The organism is Brevibacillus sp. FIR094 (genome assembly GCF_050477165.1).
In the GTDB taxonomy this organism is placed as follows: Bacteria; Bacillota; Bacilli; order Brevibacillales; family Brevibacillaceae; genus Brevibacillus.
In genome coordinates this window covers 89296-103344 of sequence record NZ_JBEAES010000015.1, presented here as the reverse complement: position 1 = coordinate 103344, position 14049 = coordinate 89296, and the positions used below count along the sequence as shown (strand labels likewise).

18 protein-coding genes are annotated in these 14049 nt (G+C 46.2%); 12 read left to right on the top strand and 6 right to left on the bottom strand.

Annotated elements, in window-relative coordinates; all coding sequences use genetic code 11:
- The first annotated feature begins 131 nt into the window (after nucleotides 1-131).
- A complete protein-coding gene (locus ACQ5DJ_RS15545) occupies nucleotides 132-773 on the top strand; it encodes a deoxynucleoside kinase (protein WP_429843264.1) in 642 nt (213 codons plus the stop codon).
- Nucleotides 774-815: 42 nt separating this feature from the next.
- Entirely contained in the window at nucleotides 816-1508 is a 693-nt protein-coding gene (locus ACQ5DJ_RS15540; RefSeq protein WP_429843263.1) for a deoxynucleoside kinase, read from the top strand.
- A gap of 69 nt (nucleotides 1509-1577) precedes the next feature.
- On the opposite strand, the gene ACQ5DJ_RS15535 is transcribed toward ACQ5DJ_RS15540, so the two are convergent.
- Entirely contained in the window at nucleotides 1578-2168 is a 591-nt protein-coding gene (locus ACQ5DJ_RS15535) for a TetR/AcrR family transcriptional regulator (RefSeq protein WP_429843262.1), read from the bottom strand.
- A gap of 33 nt (nucleotides 2169-2201) precedes the next feature.
- Nucleotides 2202-2627, bottom strand: a complete 426-nt coding sequence (locus ACQ5DJ_RS15530) for a VOC family protein (protein WP_429843261.1) — start codon at nucleotides 2625-2627, stop codon at nucleotides 2202-2204.
- A 176-nt stretch (nucleotides 2628-2803) separates the two neighbouring features.
- Here ACQ5DJ_RS15530 and ACQ5DJ_RS15525 point away from each other — a divergent pair, with 176 nt between their 5' ends.
- The 7 genes from ACQ5DJ_RS15525 (at nucleotide 2804) to ACQ5DJ_RS15495 (ending at nucleotide 6966) form a co-directional block, all read left to right on the top strand.
- Nucleotides 2804-3541 carry a class I SAM-dependent methyltransferase gene (locus ACQ5DJ_RS15525; protein WP_429843260.1) on the top strand — a complete coding sequence of 246 codons (738 nt, stop codon included), beginning with the start codon at nucleotides 2804-2806 and terminating at the stop codon, nucleotides 3539-3541.
- Nucleotides 3542-3615: 74 nt separating this feature from the next.
- Nucleotides 3616-3900, top strand: a complete 285-nt coding sequence (locus ACQ5DJ_RS15520; RefSeq protein WP_429843259.1) for a 4a-hydroxytetrahydrobiopterin dehydratase — start codon at nucleotides 3616-3618, stop codon at nucleotides 3898-3900.
- Between the two features lie 111 nt (nucleotides 3901-4011).
- Nucleotides 4012-4332, top strand: a complete 321-nt coding sequence (locus tag ACQ5DJ_RS15515; protein WP_429843258.1) for a hypothetical protein — start codon at nucleotides 4012-4014, stop codon at nucleotides 4330-4332.
- The gene (locus ACQ5DJ_RS15510) at nucleotides 4329-5093 is read left to right on the top strand and encodes a DUF3109 family protein (RefSeq protein ID WP_429843257.1); all 765 of its coding nucleotides are present in this window, start codon (nucleotides 4329-4331) and stop codon (nucleotides 5091-5093) included. The genes ACQ5DJ_RS15515 and ACQ5DJ_RS15510 overlap by 4 nt, the downstream gene beginning before the upstream one ends.
- 56 nt (nucleotides 5094-5149) lie before the next feature.
- Nucleotides 5150-5659, top strand: a complete 510-nt coding sequence (locus tag ACQ5DJ_RS15505) for an acyl-CoA thioesterase (protein WP_429843256.1) — start codon at nucleotides 5150-5152, stop codon at nucleotides 5657-5659.
- Nucleotides 5660-5735: 76 nt separating this feature from the next.
- Entirely contained in the window at nucleotides 5736-6656 is a 921-nt protein-coding gene (locus tag ACQ5DJ_RS15500) for an aldo/keto reductase (RefSeq protein WP_429843255.1), read from the top strand.
- Nucleotides 6628-6966, top strand: a complete 339-nt coding sequence (locus ACQ5DJ_RS15495) for an RNA polymerase alpha subunit C-terminal domain-containing protein (RefSeq protein WP_429843254.1) — start codon at nucleotides 6628-6630, stop codon at nucleotides 6964-6966. The genes ACQ5DJ_RS15500 and ACQ5DJ_RS15495 overlap by 29 nt, the downstream gene beginning before the upstream one ends.
- A 60-nt stretch (nucleotides 6967-7026) precedes the next feature.
- Here ACQ5DJ_RS15495 and ACQ5DJ_RS15490 read toward each other — a convergent pair whose 3' ends face one another.
- The 3 genes from ACQ5DJ_RS15490 to ACQ5DJ_RS15480 all read right to left on the bottom strand — a co-directional run bounded on the left by ACQ5DJ_RS15490 (nucleotide 7027) and on the right by ACQ5DJ_RS15480 (nucleotide 10108).
- Entirely contained in the window at nucleotides 7027-7467 is a 441-nt protein-coding gene (locus tag ACQ5DJ_RS15490; protein WP_429843253.1) for a thiol-disulfide oxidoreductase DCC family protein, read from the bottom strand.
- A 79-nt stretch (nucleotides 7468-7546) separates the two neighbouring features.
- On the bottom strand, nucleotides 7547-9061 hold the full coding sequence (hutH, locus tag ACQ5DJ_RS15485; RefSeq protein WP_429843252.1) for a histidine ammonia-lyase: 1515 nt from the start codon (nucleotides 9059-9061) through the stop codon (nucleotides 7547-7549).
- Between the two features lie 525 nt (nucleotides 9062-9586).
- Nucleotides 9587-10108, bottom strand: coding sequence for a hypothetical protein (locus tag ACQ5DJ_RS15480; protein ID WP_429843251.1), 522 nt, complete (start codon nucleotides 10106-10108; stop codon nucleotides 9587-9589).
- An 86-nt stretch (nucleotides 10109-10194) separates the two neighbouring features.
- On the opposite strand from ACQ5DJ_RS15480, the gene ACQ5DJ_RS15475 reads away from it, so the two are divergent.
- On the top strand, nucleotides 10195-10509 hold the full coding sequence (locus ACQ5DJ_RS15475) for a hypothetical protein (protein ID WP_429843250.1): 315 nt from the start codon (nucleotides 10195-10197) through the stop codon (nucleotides 10507-10509).
- Here the strand turns inward: ACQ5DJ_RS15475 and uvsE are convergent.
- Nucleotides 10468-11394, bottom strand: coding sequence for a UV DNA damage repair endonuclease UvsE (gene uvsE / locus ACQ5DJ_RS15470; protein WP_429843249.1), 927 nt, complete (start codon nucleotides 11392-11394; stop codon nucleotides 10468-10470). The genes ACQ5DJ_RS15475 and uvsE overlap by 42 nt on opposite strands.
- Before the next feature lie 317 nt (nucleotides 11395-11711).
- Between uvsE and ACQ5DJ_RS15465 the strand changes: the two genes are divergently transcribed.
- Entirely contained in the window at nucleotides 11712-12011 is a 300-nt protein-coding gene (locus tag ACQ5DJ_RS15465; RefSeq protein ID WP_429843248.1) for an MHYT domain-containing protein, read from the top strand.
- Nucleotides 11983-14010 carry a putative bifunctional diguanylate cyclase/phosphodiesterase gene (locus ACQ5DJ_RS15460; RefSeq protein WP_429843247.1) on the top strand — a complete coding sequence of 676 codons (2028 nt, stop codon included), beginning with the start codon at nucleotides 11983-11985 and terminating at the stop codon, nucleotides 14008-14010. The genes ACQ5DJ_RS15465 and ACQ5DJ_RS15460 overlap by 29 nt, the downstream gene beginning before the upstream one ends.
- Nucleotides 14011-14049 lie beyond the last annotated feature (39 nt).

Sequence of the window (14049 nt, the reverse complement as noted above, 5' to 3'; positions counted from 1 at the left end):
AGCAGTTTTTCTTTTAGAAAAAAGAGTACCAAATGATACCAAACGACACGATGCGAATGGTTTCGACAAACGCTTACATACATGCTACAATACGGAGTGCTCTCATTTTCTTGAAAGGAATCGAAGCATACATGAAGTCCATATTGATTACCATTGAGGGACCTATTGGTATTGGGAAAACCTCTTTATCGCGGGAACTAAGTCGTGCATGCAACTTGCAGCTACTGGAAGAAATCGTCTACGAAAACCCGTTCCTGGGTAAATTTTATGAAAATATTGCCGAATGGAGCTTTCAACTCGAGATGTTTTTTCTCTGCAATCGTTACAAGCAGTTGCAGGATATTCATTCACAGTTCCTGAATCAAGGTATTTCCGTTGTTTCTGACTACAATATTTTCAAAAATACGATTTTTGCTAAACGAACGTTACAAGGAAATAACCTGCCAAAGTACCTCAAAATTTATGATATCCTAACAGAGGATTTGCCTCAGGCCCATTTGGTGATCTACATGACAGCTTCGATTGAGACCGTGATGAAGCGGATTGCGATGCGCGATCGCGAAATGGAGCGCAGCATGGATGTCACCTATATGGAGAACCTGATTGCTGATTACAACGAGTTTATGGAAGCGTTTGAAAAGCATCATCCGGATACGCCTGTCATCAAATTCGATTGTGACGATTTGGATTTTGTACATAGACCAGAAGATTTGAAGGTTGTACTGGATCGAATTACACCACGGATTCAAGAGCTGATGGGACAAGAAGGATAGGGAACGAAGGAAAAGTAAGCATGGGGATAAGGAGTTGCGTACATGTCGAGGTTTCAAAACAGCACGCTTCGTGAAAAATACGGGATACCGAGCAACGCAGTGATTACGATCGGGGGGACAGTAGGGGTAGGAAAATCCACCTTTACACATGCCTTGGCAGATCAGCTCGGATTTCGTGTGTCCGTAGAAAAGGTTGACAATAACCCGTATTTGGGCCGTTACTATAACGATTTATCGCGTTGGGGTTTTCATTTGCAAATTTTCTTTTTGGCAGAACGCTTTAAGGAACAAAAACGGATGTTTGATTATGGCGGCGGCTTTGTCCAAGACCGCTCCATCTATGAGGATACCGGGATTTTTGCCCGCATGCTGTACGACCAAGGCAACATGACAGAAGAAGATTACCGCACTTATACAGAACTTTTTGAAGCGATGGTCATGACGCCTTACTTCCCGCATCCGGATATTTTGATCTATTTAGAGGGAAGTTTCGATGATATTATTGGCCGCGTAAAAGAGCGCGGGCGTCCGATGGAGCAACAAACACCGGTGGATTACTGGCAGGATTTGTTTGGTCGCTATGATAGTTGGATTGCCTCCTTTACTTCCTGTCCGATTTTGCGGGTCAATATCAACGAATACGATGTTGTGGATGACCCATCTTCGGTAGAGAGCATTATTGCTCGGGCCGCTGAAAAGATTCGAATTGGACGAGCTACCCGCTTTTCATCATAAAAACCCTTTATAATAACAGAGCACCCCAGCATTTTGCCGGTAAGAGGCGGAAGCAGGGGTGCTTTGCTTTTATTTGGTGCGATATCCTTCCAAGAGAAGGGTCATCGCTTCTGAAATTTCCTCAAGGGACTTCTCATGATCAGACGTCTCCGAAATCCAGAGCACCGCTTCGTTCATCGCGCCAGACAGCAAATGCGTCAGGGCATCGACGGAAACGGGGCGTAGGTACCCTTGCTCCTGCATCGATTGTACCTGCTCCCTGAGATGCCGCATGGAGTTTTCCTCGTCCATTCGGCGCCACGTTTCCCACCCGATGACAGAAGGGCCATCGATAAGCAAAATCCGCTTGTTGCGATGTTCGATGGCCGAGGAGACAAAGGCCAAGCAACCCAAGATCAATTGTTGCCAAGGATCCTTACTTTTCGCAGCTTCAGCTTCTACGCGCTCTCCGATTTCTTGTTGGACAGAAGCCAGTACTGCTTCAAATAATCCTTCTTTGCTCCCAAAATGATGGTACAGTGCACCACGTGTCACCCCGGCTTGTTTCACGATGTCTTCCATGGCGGCATCCGCGTAGCCTTGCCTGGAGAACATCTCTCTTGCTACGTCGATCAGTTTTTGCATCGTCTGCTTTTTTTGTTCTGCTTTGGACATCTTCATGCTATACGATCTCCTTACTTATTTCATGCCAGATTATACAGGGTCAACATAACTTTCAACAAATGCTTCAGAAGGCGGGATTACTTTTATGATATCAAGTAAAATGCCGTTCGGATCGGATGTAATAAAATGCCGCTGACCGAACTCCTCATCTCTAATGTCGAGATGGAGAGGAAGACCTGCTTTCACTATAAGTCTCTCGTATTCAGCGTCAACATCATCGACTTCGAAATTAAGGATAAGACCGCCATCTACTGGCTTGCGAAATCCTTGTGGAATCGTGGGATGAAAGGGATCTAAGATGGCTAGCTCAAATGCCGGAGTGCTGCTCTGATTTTGCAGGCTCACATACCAGTCTGCTTCGAAAACAACTTCAAATTCAAAGTACTCTCGATAAAACTTCGAGCTAGCCTCAACTTGTTCTGTCAAAATGACGGGATAAAAGCTGTTCACTTTCATTATGGATCTCTCCCTCACGATTGGATGAGATTAAGTTAACATACATACAGTATGTATGTAAAGTGATTTCTATATTTTTCAACAAAGCTTTCGTACACTTTGCCACACGCAAATCGGCTACGGATAAACCCCGCTGTGGTATAATAAGAACATCTTGGAATTAAAGGGGCTCAGACATGGCAGAAGAATGGTTTGAACGCAGCTTTCGCGAAGATTATGTGCTTGTGTATCGTCATAGGGACGATTCGGCAGCAGATGGAGAGATCGCTAATCTGTTGGAAAGATTGCCGGTAAAGGACACAGGACGCGTACTTGATCTTTGCTGCGGGAGCGGGCGTCATTCGCGTGCGCTGGCTCGCCGGGGCTATGAAGTAGTTGGTGTGGATTTGTCGGCTGTTCTCTTACAGTTGGCCGAGGAACAAAACACCTATCCACAGCTAAGTTTTGCCCGCTGTGACATGCGCGACATTCCGTTTCACGAAGAATTTGATATCGTGGTGAATTTGTTTACCAGCTTTGGTTATTTCTCCACAGATGAAGAAAATGCTAACGTTATTCGTAACATGGCACAAGCACTCAAAACAAAAGGTGAAGTGGTCATCGATTTCTTAAATGCAGCGTACGTCATGGATAATCTCGTGCCGCACTCTACGAAGGAAGTCAGTGGGATGTTGATTAATGAAAAACGCTGGATCCAGGATGGATTTGTGAAAAAGCGGATACTGATTTCCGACGAGTCATCGAATGAACCGCGTGAGTATATGGAGCAGGTTCGCTTGTTTTCTGCTGAGCAAATGATTGCGATGCTGACAGAGGCGGGATTCGAAAAAATTCAAGTGTTTGGAAATTACCAGTTTGAAGAATATGTGGCGCATGAATCACCACGTATGATTTTTTATGCCGTAAAGCAATAGGTGTGGATAACCTGTACGTCTCGTGAATATGATGGTGTAACAACCATTCATCGGGTAAAGGGGGCGTTGCTAAAATGAGCAAGCTGTCTTTGGAACAGGTCAAATTGTATCTGAGCAAGGTACCTGGCTGGAAGCTGGTAGAAGACCGAATGGCATTATCACGCACATACCACTGTCGTGACTTTTCCACTGCGATCAGCTTCGTAAACCGTGTGGCAGAGATGCTTGAGCATGACAATCAGCACGTGGATATTCATTTGGTAGGTGGAACGGTCACGTTTACGCTAGCCACCCGCGAGGCAAAAGGTTTAACCGGCAAAGATTTTGCGTTAGCCCAGACCATTAGCAAAGTAAGCTAACAGGTAGAAGAGAAATAGCCGCTTCCCACAGCGAAGCGGTATTTCTTTTTGGCTTTTTAAGAGCTACTTTGTTATGATGGGCAGTATGAACCATTTCGGAGGGATTACAAGATGGACATTCAGCAACACGAGCAATTGATTCAACTTTTGGCGGAGTATAAAAATCAAAAGGCTTCCGTAGCTTTTACCCAATGGGATACCGAGAGTGAAGAAGAAGAAGAGGTAACACAATTTCAAGCTCAGCTCCTCGAAATCAAGCTGACTGACAATGAATTTGAGGAAAAAGATCTCCTGCTCGTGTTTACGACAGCAGAGGGAGAAGAAATGGAAATCCTGATGGAAATTCCGGGTGATGAAGTAGATTTGGCTAGCTATGAGGAAGGCCATTTGCGTATTTTTGGAACAGAATCGGAGATTGTTTTGCAAAAATGAAAACGAAGCGAGCTTTTCGTTATGTAGGCACGCCCGATCCCATGTCTGATAAAGAGGCGTACCACTGCGAAAAATATATAAAGAAAAACAAGCATTCCTTGGTGAGAGCGGGACAATATTTGGTTGATGTAACAGCCCTCCAAGCCTTGTTTCACTTGGACTGTTGGAATTGCAGAACGGTTCATCGCGAGACCTGCTGTGAGGGTGGACAGCCTTACGCCGTAGAAGAGTGGCAGATTCCAATCATGGAGGGGGAAATCCCCTCTATCTCTGCTGGACTCCAAGATGAGTCTGAACGCAGTCATTGGCTTCTTCATGGGGTTTGGGATCGCAATGAGCTTCCAGGAACCATTCGCATGCGGCATGGCAATTGTCTTTTTTATCAAGAAAACAATGGGCGTTACGGCTGTGCGATCCATGCTTATGCCGAGCAGGCTGGACGTGAAGTTGAGCCTCTCAAGCCATTTAGCTGTCAACTGTATCCAATTGATTTGATTGATACAGGGGAAGGGATCCTGCTAACGGCAGTTACCAACGAAACGTCCTCCTTTTCCAGATGGGGTACGGATTATTTGGAGCAGTTTTACTGTGCGAGTCCGGCCCGCCGAAAGCTTGCCACGCACATAGACGACAAGTTGTTTGCTTTAGACGGCTATCGCCCAGCCTATGAGTGGAATCTCCCTTTGTTACGTTACATTTTGCAAGAAGATGCAGAGAGAATAGAAGGCATGCTCGCGAGCAGCTATCAATTGGAACGTTGAATGCCTTGTGATATGATGATGTATGCATCAAGTAGATTGATAAAGGAGCAACAGCGATGAACGTCAAGACAACTCAAGAATCTCGTACAATTCAGGCATCACTGGTTCAGCCATCTGATACGAATTACCATGGGACTATTTTTGGTGGTACGATGATGGCTTATATAGATGAGGTAGCTGCAATCGCTGCGATGCGACATTCGCGTCGCCCTGTTGTGACAGCATCGATTGACTCGATTGACTTTCTGGCTCCCGTCAAAATGGGGCATTCCATCTGCCTGGAAGCGTTTGTTTCGTCAACAGGCAAAACGTCTATGGAGATTTTCGTAAAAGTCATCTCAGAAAATCTCCAGACCGGCAAGCGCATTTTGACCGCGACATCTTTTCTCACCTTTGTTGCCCTAGATGAGGAAGGGAATCCGACTGAGGTGCCAACCATTGCCCCCGAAACAGAGGAAGAAGAGAGATTAATGGCAACTGCGGATGAGCGCAAGAAAATGCGCAAAGAACGAAAAGGGAATCTACAAGATTTTGTGAGCCAATTGAACATCGAGAAAATCATATAATTTTTTTTAGTCTTCACCCTGAGCGAACATTCGTTCAGGGGATTCTCGTTTATTCATAATGAGGAGGAATCGGGCAATGAAGTACCGTAGATTAGGAAAAACCGATCTGAACGTATCCGTAATTGGTGTAGGTACCTGGCAATTTGGCGGGGAGTGGGGAATGGATTTCTCGCAAGAAGCTGTTGACCAGATTCTCGACAAAGCAAAGGATCTCGGCATCAACTTGATTGATACAGCAGAATGCTACGGAGATCATCTGTCCGAACAGCTAATCGGAGGATATTTGAAAAAAAGCCGCCGGGAAGACTGGATTGTAGCGACGAAATTCGGGCATCATTTTCATGACAAATTTTCTCGAACCAATCATTACGGAGCAGCTGAAGTTCAGCAGCAATTGGAAAAATCATTACAAGCCTTACAGACCGACTACATTGACTTGTACCAATTCCACTCGGGACCTGACGAGGCTTTTGACAATGATGACTTGTGGACCTACCTCGACAAACAGGTGCAGGCAGGAACGATCCGTCATCTCGGCCTATCAATTGCGAAAAATGATAACATGCATCAAACATCTGCCGCTACTTCGGTGAATGCAAAAGCAATTCAAGTCGTGTACAATCGTTTGGATCAAAAGCCGGAAGAAGGTGTTTTTGCTTCTTGCCAGCAGCAAGACCTGGGTGTGTTGGCTCGCGTTCCGTTAGCGAGTGGTTATTTGAGCGGAAAGTATAAGCCTGGTTCTGTATTCGCTGGAAACGATGTGCGGCACCGACACGATCAGGAGCATGTCAACAAGCTGTTGCTCCAAGTAGAAGAAATCAAGAAAAATGAAGTTCCAGAAGGAATGGATATGGCGCAATGGGCATTGGCATGGTGCCTCAAGCATCCAGCTGTCACGACTGTGATCCCAGGCAGCAAGAGTCCATCGCAGGTAGAGGCAAATGCCAAAGCGGCTGACTATGTGAGCGATGAGCATCCACAAGCGACTTCGAAATAAAAAGGATACGTGCCATGGCACCTCCAAAAAAACGGTAAGAACTTGCGCGAATGGTCATTCATACATGAAAAGCAGTGATTGTCCGACTTGTCCAATCTGTGAGGAAGAACGCAAACCGGACACAGGATTTCTTTCTCTGCTCTCGGCACCAGCAAGAAGGGCATTGGAACACAATGGAATCACTACACTGGAACAGCTCGCTAGTTACAGCGAGAAAGAGATTCTGAAATTTCATGGGATGGGGCCAGCATCTATGCCGAAACTTCGGACAGCATTGAACGAAAAGGGATTGTCATTCAAGAACGAATGATTGGGCACAGTGAATAAAAAAGGAGGAGCCGCGATAGGACAGCGACTTCTCCTTTTTCGTTTAATCCAAAAAGCGCGATCTGATCTGCGGGGTAGGAAGCATGCATTGTTCAGCTTTTCCCATCCACCGATAGCGATTTCTCGCAACCCAATCATAAATCGGATTGCGGACAGGTCTAGGGATGAGCCGAGCTACGTTCGACAACAGAGGCCATCCACCTTGTAGCTTGCGGCCAACGTGTAAGATCGCATCCGATTTTGTATATAGCTGTCCGTTGGCGATAAAGACCACGGATGACATGTCTTTTTCCTGATAGTTGTACTGAGACATAATTTCCTGCGCTCTCTGTGACTGCAAGGAAGCAAAGTGAATGTGTCCATGTGGATCACGCTTCAAAATAAACTGCACAGCACCGTGGCACAGATGACAAACCCCATCAAACAGTAACAGGTACTCAGGATGCTCCAGTTCTCTGCCTGCTTTCATGAGACAGCCCTCCATACTTCAAGTGGTTTGGTCTAAATGCTCATCCTTAGCTCCATCATAGCAGAGAAAGACGATGGTTCCTATACACGAACGATTATTCCGTCACAAATGCGAGTGTCCCTAGCTGGATCAGCTCTTCTGCTTTTACGAGATCAGGATGCATTTCGCGGTCTTCATGTAGGCGGGGAATCACCCGACGCAACTGCTCATAGCCTCTCGCTGTACCTGTCCCGAGATCTCCCGAACCAAAATCGATGGCTTGTGCTGCTGCCAAATATTCAATGGCAAGCACCTTGGTGACATTCGATACGATCGTGCGAAGCTTGCGAGCAGAAGTCGTTCCCATGCTGACATGATCCTCCTGATTGGCAGATGACGGAATCGAATCGACCGATGCGGGGTGGCAGAGCACTTTGTTTTCAGAAACAATGGAAGCGGCTACATATTGCGTAATCATAAATCCAGAATGGAGTCCGCCATTTTCGGTTAAGAATCCGGGAAGACCACTTAGCTGTGGATTGACGAGACGTTCTGTGCGTCTTTCGGAAATATTTGCAAGCTCAGCTATGGCAATGGCAAGAAAATCAGCCGCGAATGCCATTGGCTGACCATGGAAATTTCCGCCGGAAATAACGTCGCCTGTTTCTGTAAAAAGGATAGGGTTATCGGTGACGCTATTGCATTCGCGTGTAACCGTGGTCCATACATACTCCAGCGTATCACGGGTTGCACCATGTACTTGCGGGAGGCAACGAAGGCTGTATGGATCTTGTACACGTAGCTCACCCTGCGCAGTTGTACGTTTGCTGCCGGATAAGTGCTGGAGCAAGCGCTTTGCTGATTCCTGCTGTCCTGGATGAGGGCGGACTAGATGGAGTTGGGGATCAAAGGCTTTTGGAATTCCACGCAGCGCTTCGATCGTCATGGCCGCAATCAATTCAGCGCTTTCAAGCAAAACTCGCGAATCATACAAGGCGAGGCAAAGCTGTGCAGTCATTGCCTGTGTACCGTTAATCAGTGCCAGACCTTCTTTTGCCTCCAGTCGAATAGGGGAAAGACCAACTTCACTCAGTGCTTCTTTTCCGGATAGTCGCTTGCCATTGACCAGCGCTTCACCTTTGCCGAGCATGACCAGTACCATATGAGCGAGAGGGGCTAAGTCGCCGCTTGCACCAAGGGAACCTTGTTGAGGAATAATCGGATGAACTCCTCGATTGCATAGTTCTACAAGCTGAAGCAATGTCTCTTCCCGAATTCCCGAATAACCCTTTGCTAACGCATTGATGCGCAAAGCCATCATCGCACGGACAACTTCAACGGCATAAGGGTCTCCCATCCCGCAAGCATGGCTCATAATCAAATTTTCTTGCAGCTTGCTTACGTCCTCACCATGGATCATGACATCGGAGAACTTTCCGAAGCCAGTGGTGATTCCGTATACGACTTCTTGCTGCGATACCATTCTCTCCACCATGGCACGTGAAGCACGAACACGATTCAATGCTTCTTCGGTCAATTGGATGTGGGTGGCGCTTCTTGCAATGGAAACAACATCTTCGATACGGAATTGATCCCCATCTACTTTTACAACGTTTGCTTGCTGATTCATTTGTAATTTCCTCCTTTAGCAGAGCAGAGAACGAAAAGAGCGAGGGGTTAGGATATGATATCCTAACCCCTCGCTCGAGAGCATGTATGTGATTGGATGAAACGTGTAAGCCTGCATTCGTCGCGGCATACGTTCTTCCTCACTTTCGTTCATGTGCAACTGTCTGATTATTTTAGCTATTGCTATCATTGTATCAAATGTCTACGTGCAGTCAAGATGATCTTGTCACGGCGGCTTCCCTAGAGAGCAAAAAACGGGCTCAGTCCATTTTTTTAAACTGGGCGAGAGTCGTCTCTCGAGTTGGATAAATGTCATACCATGTACTGTGTTATTTCATCCGAAAGGACGTGTAGATTCCGTGGAAAAGCGACGTAAGATGCCGCCTATGCCTACCGCACTCCCAAGGCGTCCTAAAGAAATGCCGAAACCGCCTTCTTCAGCGATGCCATTGCCGTCTCCATCGATGCCGTCACCTATGAAGCCTTCTCCTGAAAAGCCTAAGATGGAAAGTCCAATCAATCCAAATCATTCTATTCCTGCGCGCCCAATGCCGCAAAAACCGATCATGCCTGCTCCCAATTTGGCTAACCCGAACGTGCCAAACGTAATGCCACCAAATCTCAAGCCATCGAATCCAATGCCGCCAAATCTGATACCACCAAACCTCAAACCGTCGAATCCAATGCCAATGCCACCGAACCGGATGCCGGCAAACCCTATGCCTAACACTTCACCGAATGTAAAGCCAAATGAGAGCCCGAACATGAGGCCAAATGTAAGACCCAATGAGAGCCCGAACATGAGGCCAAATGTAAGGCCCAATGAGAGCCCGAACATGAGGCCAAATGTAAGACCCAATGTAAGACCAAACGTGCGACCGAATGAGAGTCCAAACATGAGACCGAATGTCAGACCAAACGTAAGGCCAAACGAAAGTCCAAATATGAGGCCAAATGTTGGACCCAATGTAAGGCCGAATGTAAGACCAAATATCAGACCAAATATCAGACCAAATGTCAGGCCGAATGCGCGGCCAAATGAGAACATAGGAAGAGATCTGGAGCTGTACCTGTTCAAATTCCAATTCCATATGGATCGGATGCAGTATTTCCACCACAAATGCGATGAGCATCGTGAAAATCGCCGCAAATACATGGAATACCGCAGACATTACAAGCATCATGAGCGGAGAATGCATCATTATCATGACCGTTGCCAATTATGGAATGACGGTAGCAGTTCCTTTGGTCGAGGCTCATCATCTTCAAGTGGCAGTAGCTCATCCTCCGGATACAATTGCCAACATCGAAGGGGTCATAGACGTCGGCGTGGGTGTGACTGCGGATGTTCATTTTGAAGCACACGAAGAAGGACGCCAGCTAATTAAGCGGCGTCCTTTTCCATACTCAATTCGTAAACGCTTCAACAGCGACTCCTTTTTTCTTTAACTCGCGCCTTAAAGTAAGCAAGGCATCATCTTTGTTTTTGCATTCCAATATGATGTCCACATTGTAATCCGCCAGCGCACTGACAAATGTAAGGAACGCCTCTGGATTAATATCGTCTGCATGAGCGCGAAAGTCATTTGCTGACTTAGGCGAGGACATGTGCATCTTCGGTGTGCGCTCTCCCCAGGTTTGAATAATGCGTGGAAGGAATTCCGTCCAATCTTCGCCATCAGAATGGCAGTTGTGGTGGTGAATATCGAGCACCATCGGCACGCCGATCCGTTCACACAGCTCCAGTACCTCGTGCATGGTAAAAGACATGTCATCGTTTTCCACGACTAAACGACGTTTGACGTTTTCAGGAAGTAGCTCGAAGTTGGATGCAAAACGATCGAGAGAAGATGCTTTGTCTTCGTATACTCCTCCCACGTGCGTCACCAAAACGGAATTATCGTCGAGTCCCAGTAAATCAAACACTTTTGCATGGTAGGAAAAATCGGCAATCGTCGATTCCAGCACAGAAGGCTTGTCGCTGTTCAATATGCTGTAATGACCGGGATGAGCTGTCAAACGAATGCCATGATTGCGGATATAATTTCCTGCCTTTTGGAAGTCCCATGCGAATTCTTTAGCCCAATCCCATTCAGCTGCTACTGGATGAGTAGCGAGTGGAACAAATTCAGAAGGAAGTCGATACAAAAAGATATGATTTTCTACATTATAAGCAAGCAAATCCATTAAATTAAAAAAGTTTGCCTGCATAACTTGCCGCAGCTTTTTTAACCGAGCCTGGGGTTCTAATTTATTTACTTGGGCAACTGTCGTTTTTTTGTTTGGATTGTTTTTCGTCTTTACACTGATGCAGGCATAGCCCATACGGATCAAGGAAATCTCCCTCCTTTGCAGCAGCATTCCTTTGTAGTATCTCCAAAACCGGAACGTCGTCGGCTTCTTGCCAGAGAATTATAAAACGGATAAGATGGGAGAATGTCACAGGCACGCCATTTATCTTTTCTGTGAAAGCGCGGACGTTGCTTGTGAGTAGATTTCGGTAGAGGTTTTTGAAGGAGAATGCAATGAATAGTCTTAACCAATCCTATAGTATGACTCTGGTTTTTCTCTCCTATTTTATTTCAGCAATGGCGTCATACACAGCATTAGATCTAGGCGCACGTCTCCATTTTGCAAAAGGCAGGGGACGTGTGTTTTGGTTATGTGCTGGAGCCGTCTCCATGGGGCTTGGTATTTGGGCTATGCATTTTGTTGCCATGCTTGCCTTGCATCTGCCGATTGCCGTTCAGTATGATAACTTGATTGTATTTTTCTCGATTGTTTTGGCTGTTTTATCATCAGCGCTTACATTATGGATCGTGAGCGAGCAGTCCATGTCCAAAACGAGGGTAGTAACAGGATCGGTTGTCATTGGGGCTGGTATCGCCGGAATGCATAATGCATTATACAGGGATGGCAGCGATGATGATGAACGCCATTATTCTGTATGATTGGCTATGGTTTACTATATCTATTTTCGTTGCCATCTTGGTATCGACAGTTGCGTTGATTCTTACGTTTGAATTGCGTTCGGTGGACCCAGTAAAAGGTCTCTGGCGTAAAATTACTGCAGGGCTATTGATGGGGGCAGCCATTACCGGTATGCATTACACGGGTATGTACGCCACCACATTCATTTCTCACGAGCATATGACAATCGCAGTGATCTCGCATGATGATTCGGGACTGATCGCTACCATGATTGCCATTGTCATCGTGTTGATTCTGGTCGTGACATTGACTTCTGTATACGTGGACAAGCAGTTAGCAGGGAAGACCTTGCGTGTGCTAGAAAGTGATCAACGCTATAAATCGCTATTTGAGCACAATTACGACGGGGTGATCTTTTACTCGATCGATGGTAGCCAAAGTGTCATGAATCATGCGGCGATACGATTGACAAAGGAACAGAGCTTGCCTCTCGAAAAATTAAAGACGATGTGTGCTTCTAAAGATGCCGAGCTCATATCGACACATTTTACAAATGCAGTGCAAGGTGAGGCGCGCAACTACGAGATCACCTTGACCACGAGCGAGGGTCGTCAGCTTCATCTGAACATGACCCATACCCCCGTATTTGTTGATCAGCAAATTACGGGTGTCTTTATGATTGTGAGAGACATTACCAATAAGAAAGAATACGAGGCAAAAATCAATTATCTCGCTTTTCACGATTCGTTGACGGGTTTGCCGAATCGCCGTTTTGTCGAACAGCAACTGGATCAGGTGATCATGGAGGCACAAAAAACAGATCAGCAAGTATACGTGTTATTTCTGGATCTCGACCATTTCAAGCTGGTAAACGATTCCTTAGGGCATGATTTTGGTGACCTGTTACTTCAGGAAGCCTCCTTGCGTTTGCAGGATTGTGTAGGTAAAAAAGGAACGGTGAGCAGGCTTGGCGGAGACGAATTCATGGTGATTCTTACGGATGTCACGGAAAAAGAAGCTTCATCCATAGCGAATGATATCAACCAAAGGATTGAACAGGCATTTTTAATCCATGGGCACGAGCTGTACATAACAACAAGTATTGGGATTTCTCGATATCCAGAGGATGGGCAAGACAGAAGTGTCTTGATGCGTAACGCAGATGCTGCGATGTATGCAGCCAAAGACAAAGGGAAGAACAGTTTCCACATGTACGTACCGAATCTGGAGCAAGCAGTGAATGACAAAATGAATACTCAAAATGAATTGAATCGCGCTTTGGTCAGGCAAGAATTTTTATTGTATTACCAGCCACAGGTCTGTGCCAAATCAGGCGCAATCGTTGGCGTAGAAGCGTTGATTCGTTGGGATCATCCTGAACGAGGCTTGCTTTTGCCAGACCAGTTCATCTCTATAGCAGAAGAAACCGGGTTGATCGTACCGATTGGAGAATGGGTGCTACGGACGGCCTGCAAACAGAACAAGCAATGGCAAGAGCAGGGACTCATGCCACTTCGGGTAGCTGTTAATCTATCTGCACGGCAATTCCTCAAACAAGACTTTATCCAGCTGGTCGCTGAGATTCTGCACCAGACAGGGCTGGCACCGGAATACTTGGAACTGGAAATCACAGAAAGCAGCATGATCGACGTCCAACGCGCCACACAGGCACTGAAGGAACTGAAGCTATTGGGGGTGCACGTTGCGATTGACGATTTTGGAACGGGCTACAGTTCTCTCTATTATCTGAAAGAATTTCCGTTGAATCGTTTGAAAATAGATCGCTCGTTTGTGCGCGACATGATTGAACAGCCTTCCAATCAGGCCATCGTGTCCACGATTATTTCCATGGCGCATCATTTGCAACTACGTGTGATCGCGGAAGGGGTCGAGACAAAGGAGGAACTTGCATTTTTGCAGGAGCATCTGTGTGAAGAAGTTCAAGGCTATTTATTCAGCAGACCGTTACCGAGTGAAGACATAGCGTTTTATTTGCAAACCCAAAAAGGTGCTAGTTAAACAAGAGAAGCAGCTCTCATGAGTTGCTTTTTTGTTTTG

Excerpts from the sequence above, each read along its gene's own strand:
- ACQ5DJ_RS15490 (WP_429843253.1), bottom strand. The coding sequence starts at position 7,467 with ATGGAGGGCTGTCTCATGAAAGCAGGCAGAGAACTGGAGCATCCTGAG.
- ACQ5DJ_RS15525 (WP_429843260.1), top strand. The coding sequence starts at position 2,804 with ATGGCAGAAGAATGGTTTGAACGCAGCTTTCGCGAAGATTATGTGCTT.
- ACQ5DJ_RS15505 (WP_429843256.1), top strand. The coding sequence starts at position 5,150 with ATGAACGTCAAGACAACTCAAGAATCTCGTACAATTCAGGCATCACTG.
- hutH (WP_429843252.1), bottom strand. The coding sequence starts at position 9,061 with ATGAATCAGCAAGCAAACGTTGTAAAAGTAGATGGGGATCAATTCCGT.
- ACQ5DJ_RS15460 (WP_429843247.1), top strand. The coding sequence starts at position 11,983 with ATGATGATGAACGCCATTATTCTGTATGATTGGCTATGGTTTACTATA.
- ACQ5DJ_RS15495 (WP_429843254.1), top strand. The coding sequence starts at position 6,628 with ATGAGCATCCACAAGCGACTTCGAAATAAAAAGGATACGTGCCATGGC.
- ACQ5DJ_RS15515 (WP_429843258.1), top strand. The coding sequence starts at position 4,012 with ATGGACATTCAGCAACACGAGCAATTGATTCAACTTTTGGCGGAGTAT.
- ACQ5DJ_RS15535 (WP_429843262.1), bottom strand. The coding sequence starts at position 2,168 with ATGAAGATGTCCAAAGCAGAACAAAAAAAGCAGACGATGCAAAAACTG.
- ACQ5DJ_RS15500 (WP_429843255.1), top strand. The coding sequence starts at position 5,736 with ATGAAGTACCGTAGATTAGGAAAAACCGATCTGAACGTATCCGTAATT.
- ACQ5DJ_RS15510 (WP_429843257.1), top strand. The coding sequence starts at position 4,329 with ATGAAAACGAAGCGAGCTTTTCGTTATGTAGGCACGCCCGATCCCATG.
- ACQ5DJ_RS15520 (WP_429843259.1), top strand. The coding sequence starts at position 3,616 with ATGAGCAAGCTGTCTTTGGAACAGGTCAAATTGTATCTGAGCAAGGTA.
- ACQ5DJ_RS15480 (WP_429843251.1), bottom strand. The coding sequence starts at position 10,108 with ATGTTCTCATTTGGCCGCGCATTCGGCCTGACATTTGGTCTGATATTT.
- ACQ5DJ_RS15540 (WP_429843263.1), top strand. The coding sequence starts at position 816 with ATGTCGAGGTTTCAAAACAGCACGCTTCGTGAAAAATACGGGATACCG.
- ACQ5DJ_RS15545 (WP_429843264.1), top strand. The coding sequence starts at position 132 with ATGAAGTCCATATTGATTACCATTGAGGGACCTATTGGTATTGGGAAA.
- ACQ5DJ_RS15530 (WP_429843261.1), bottom strand. The coding sequence starts at position 2,627 with ATGAAAGTGAACAGCTTTTATCCCGTCATTTTGACAGAACAAGTTGAG.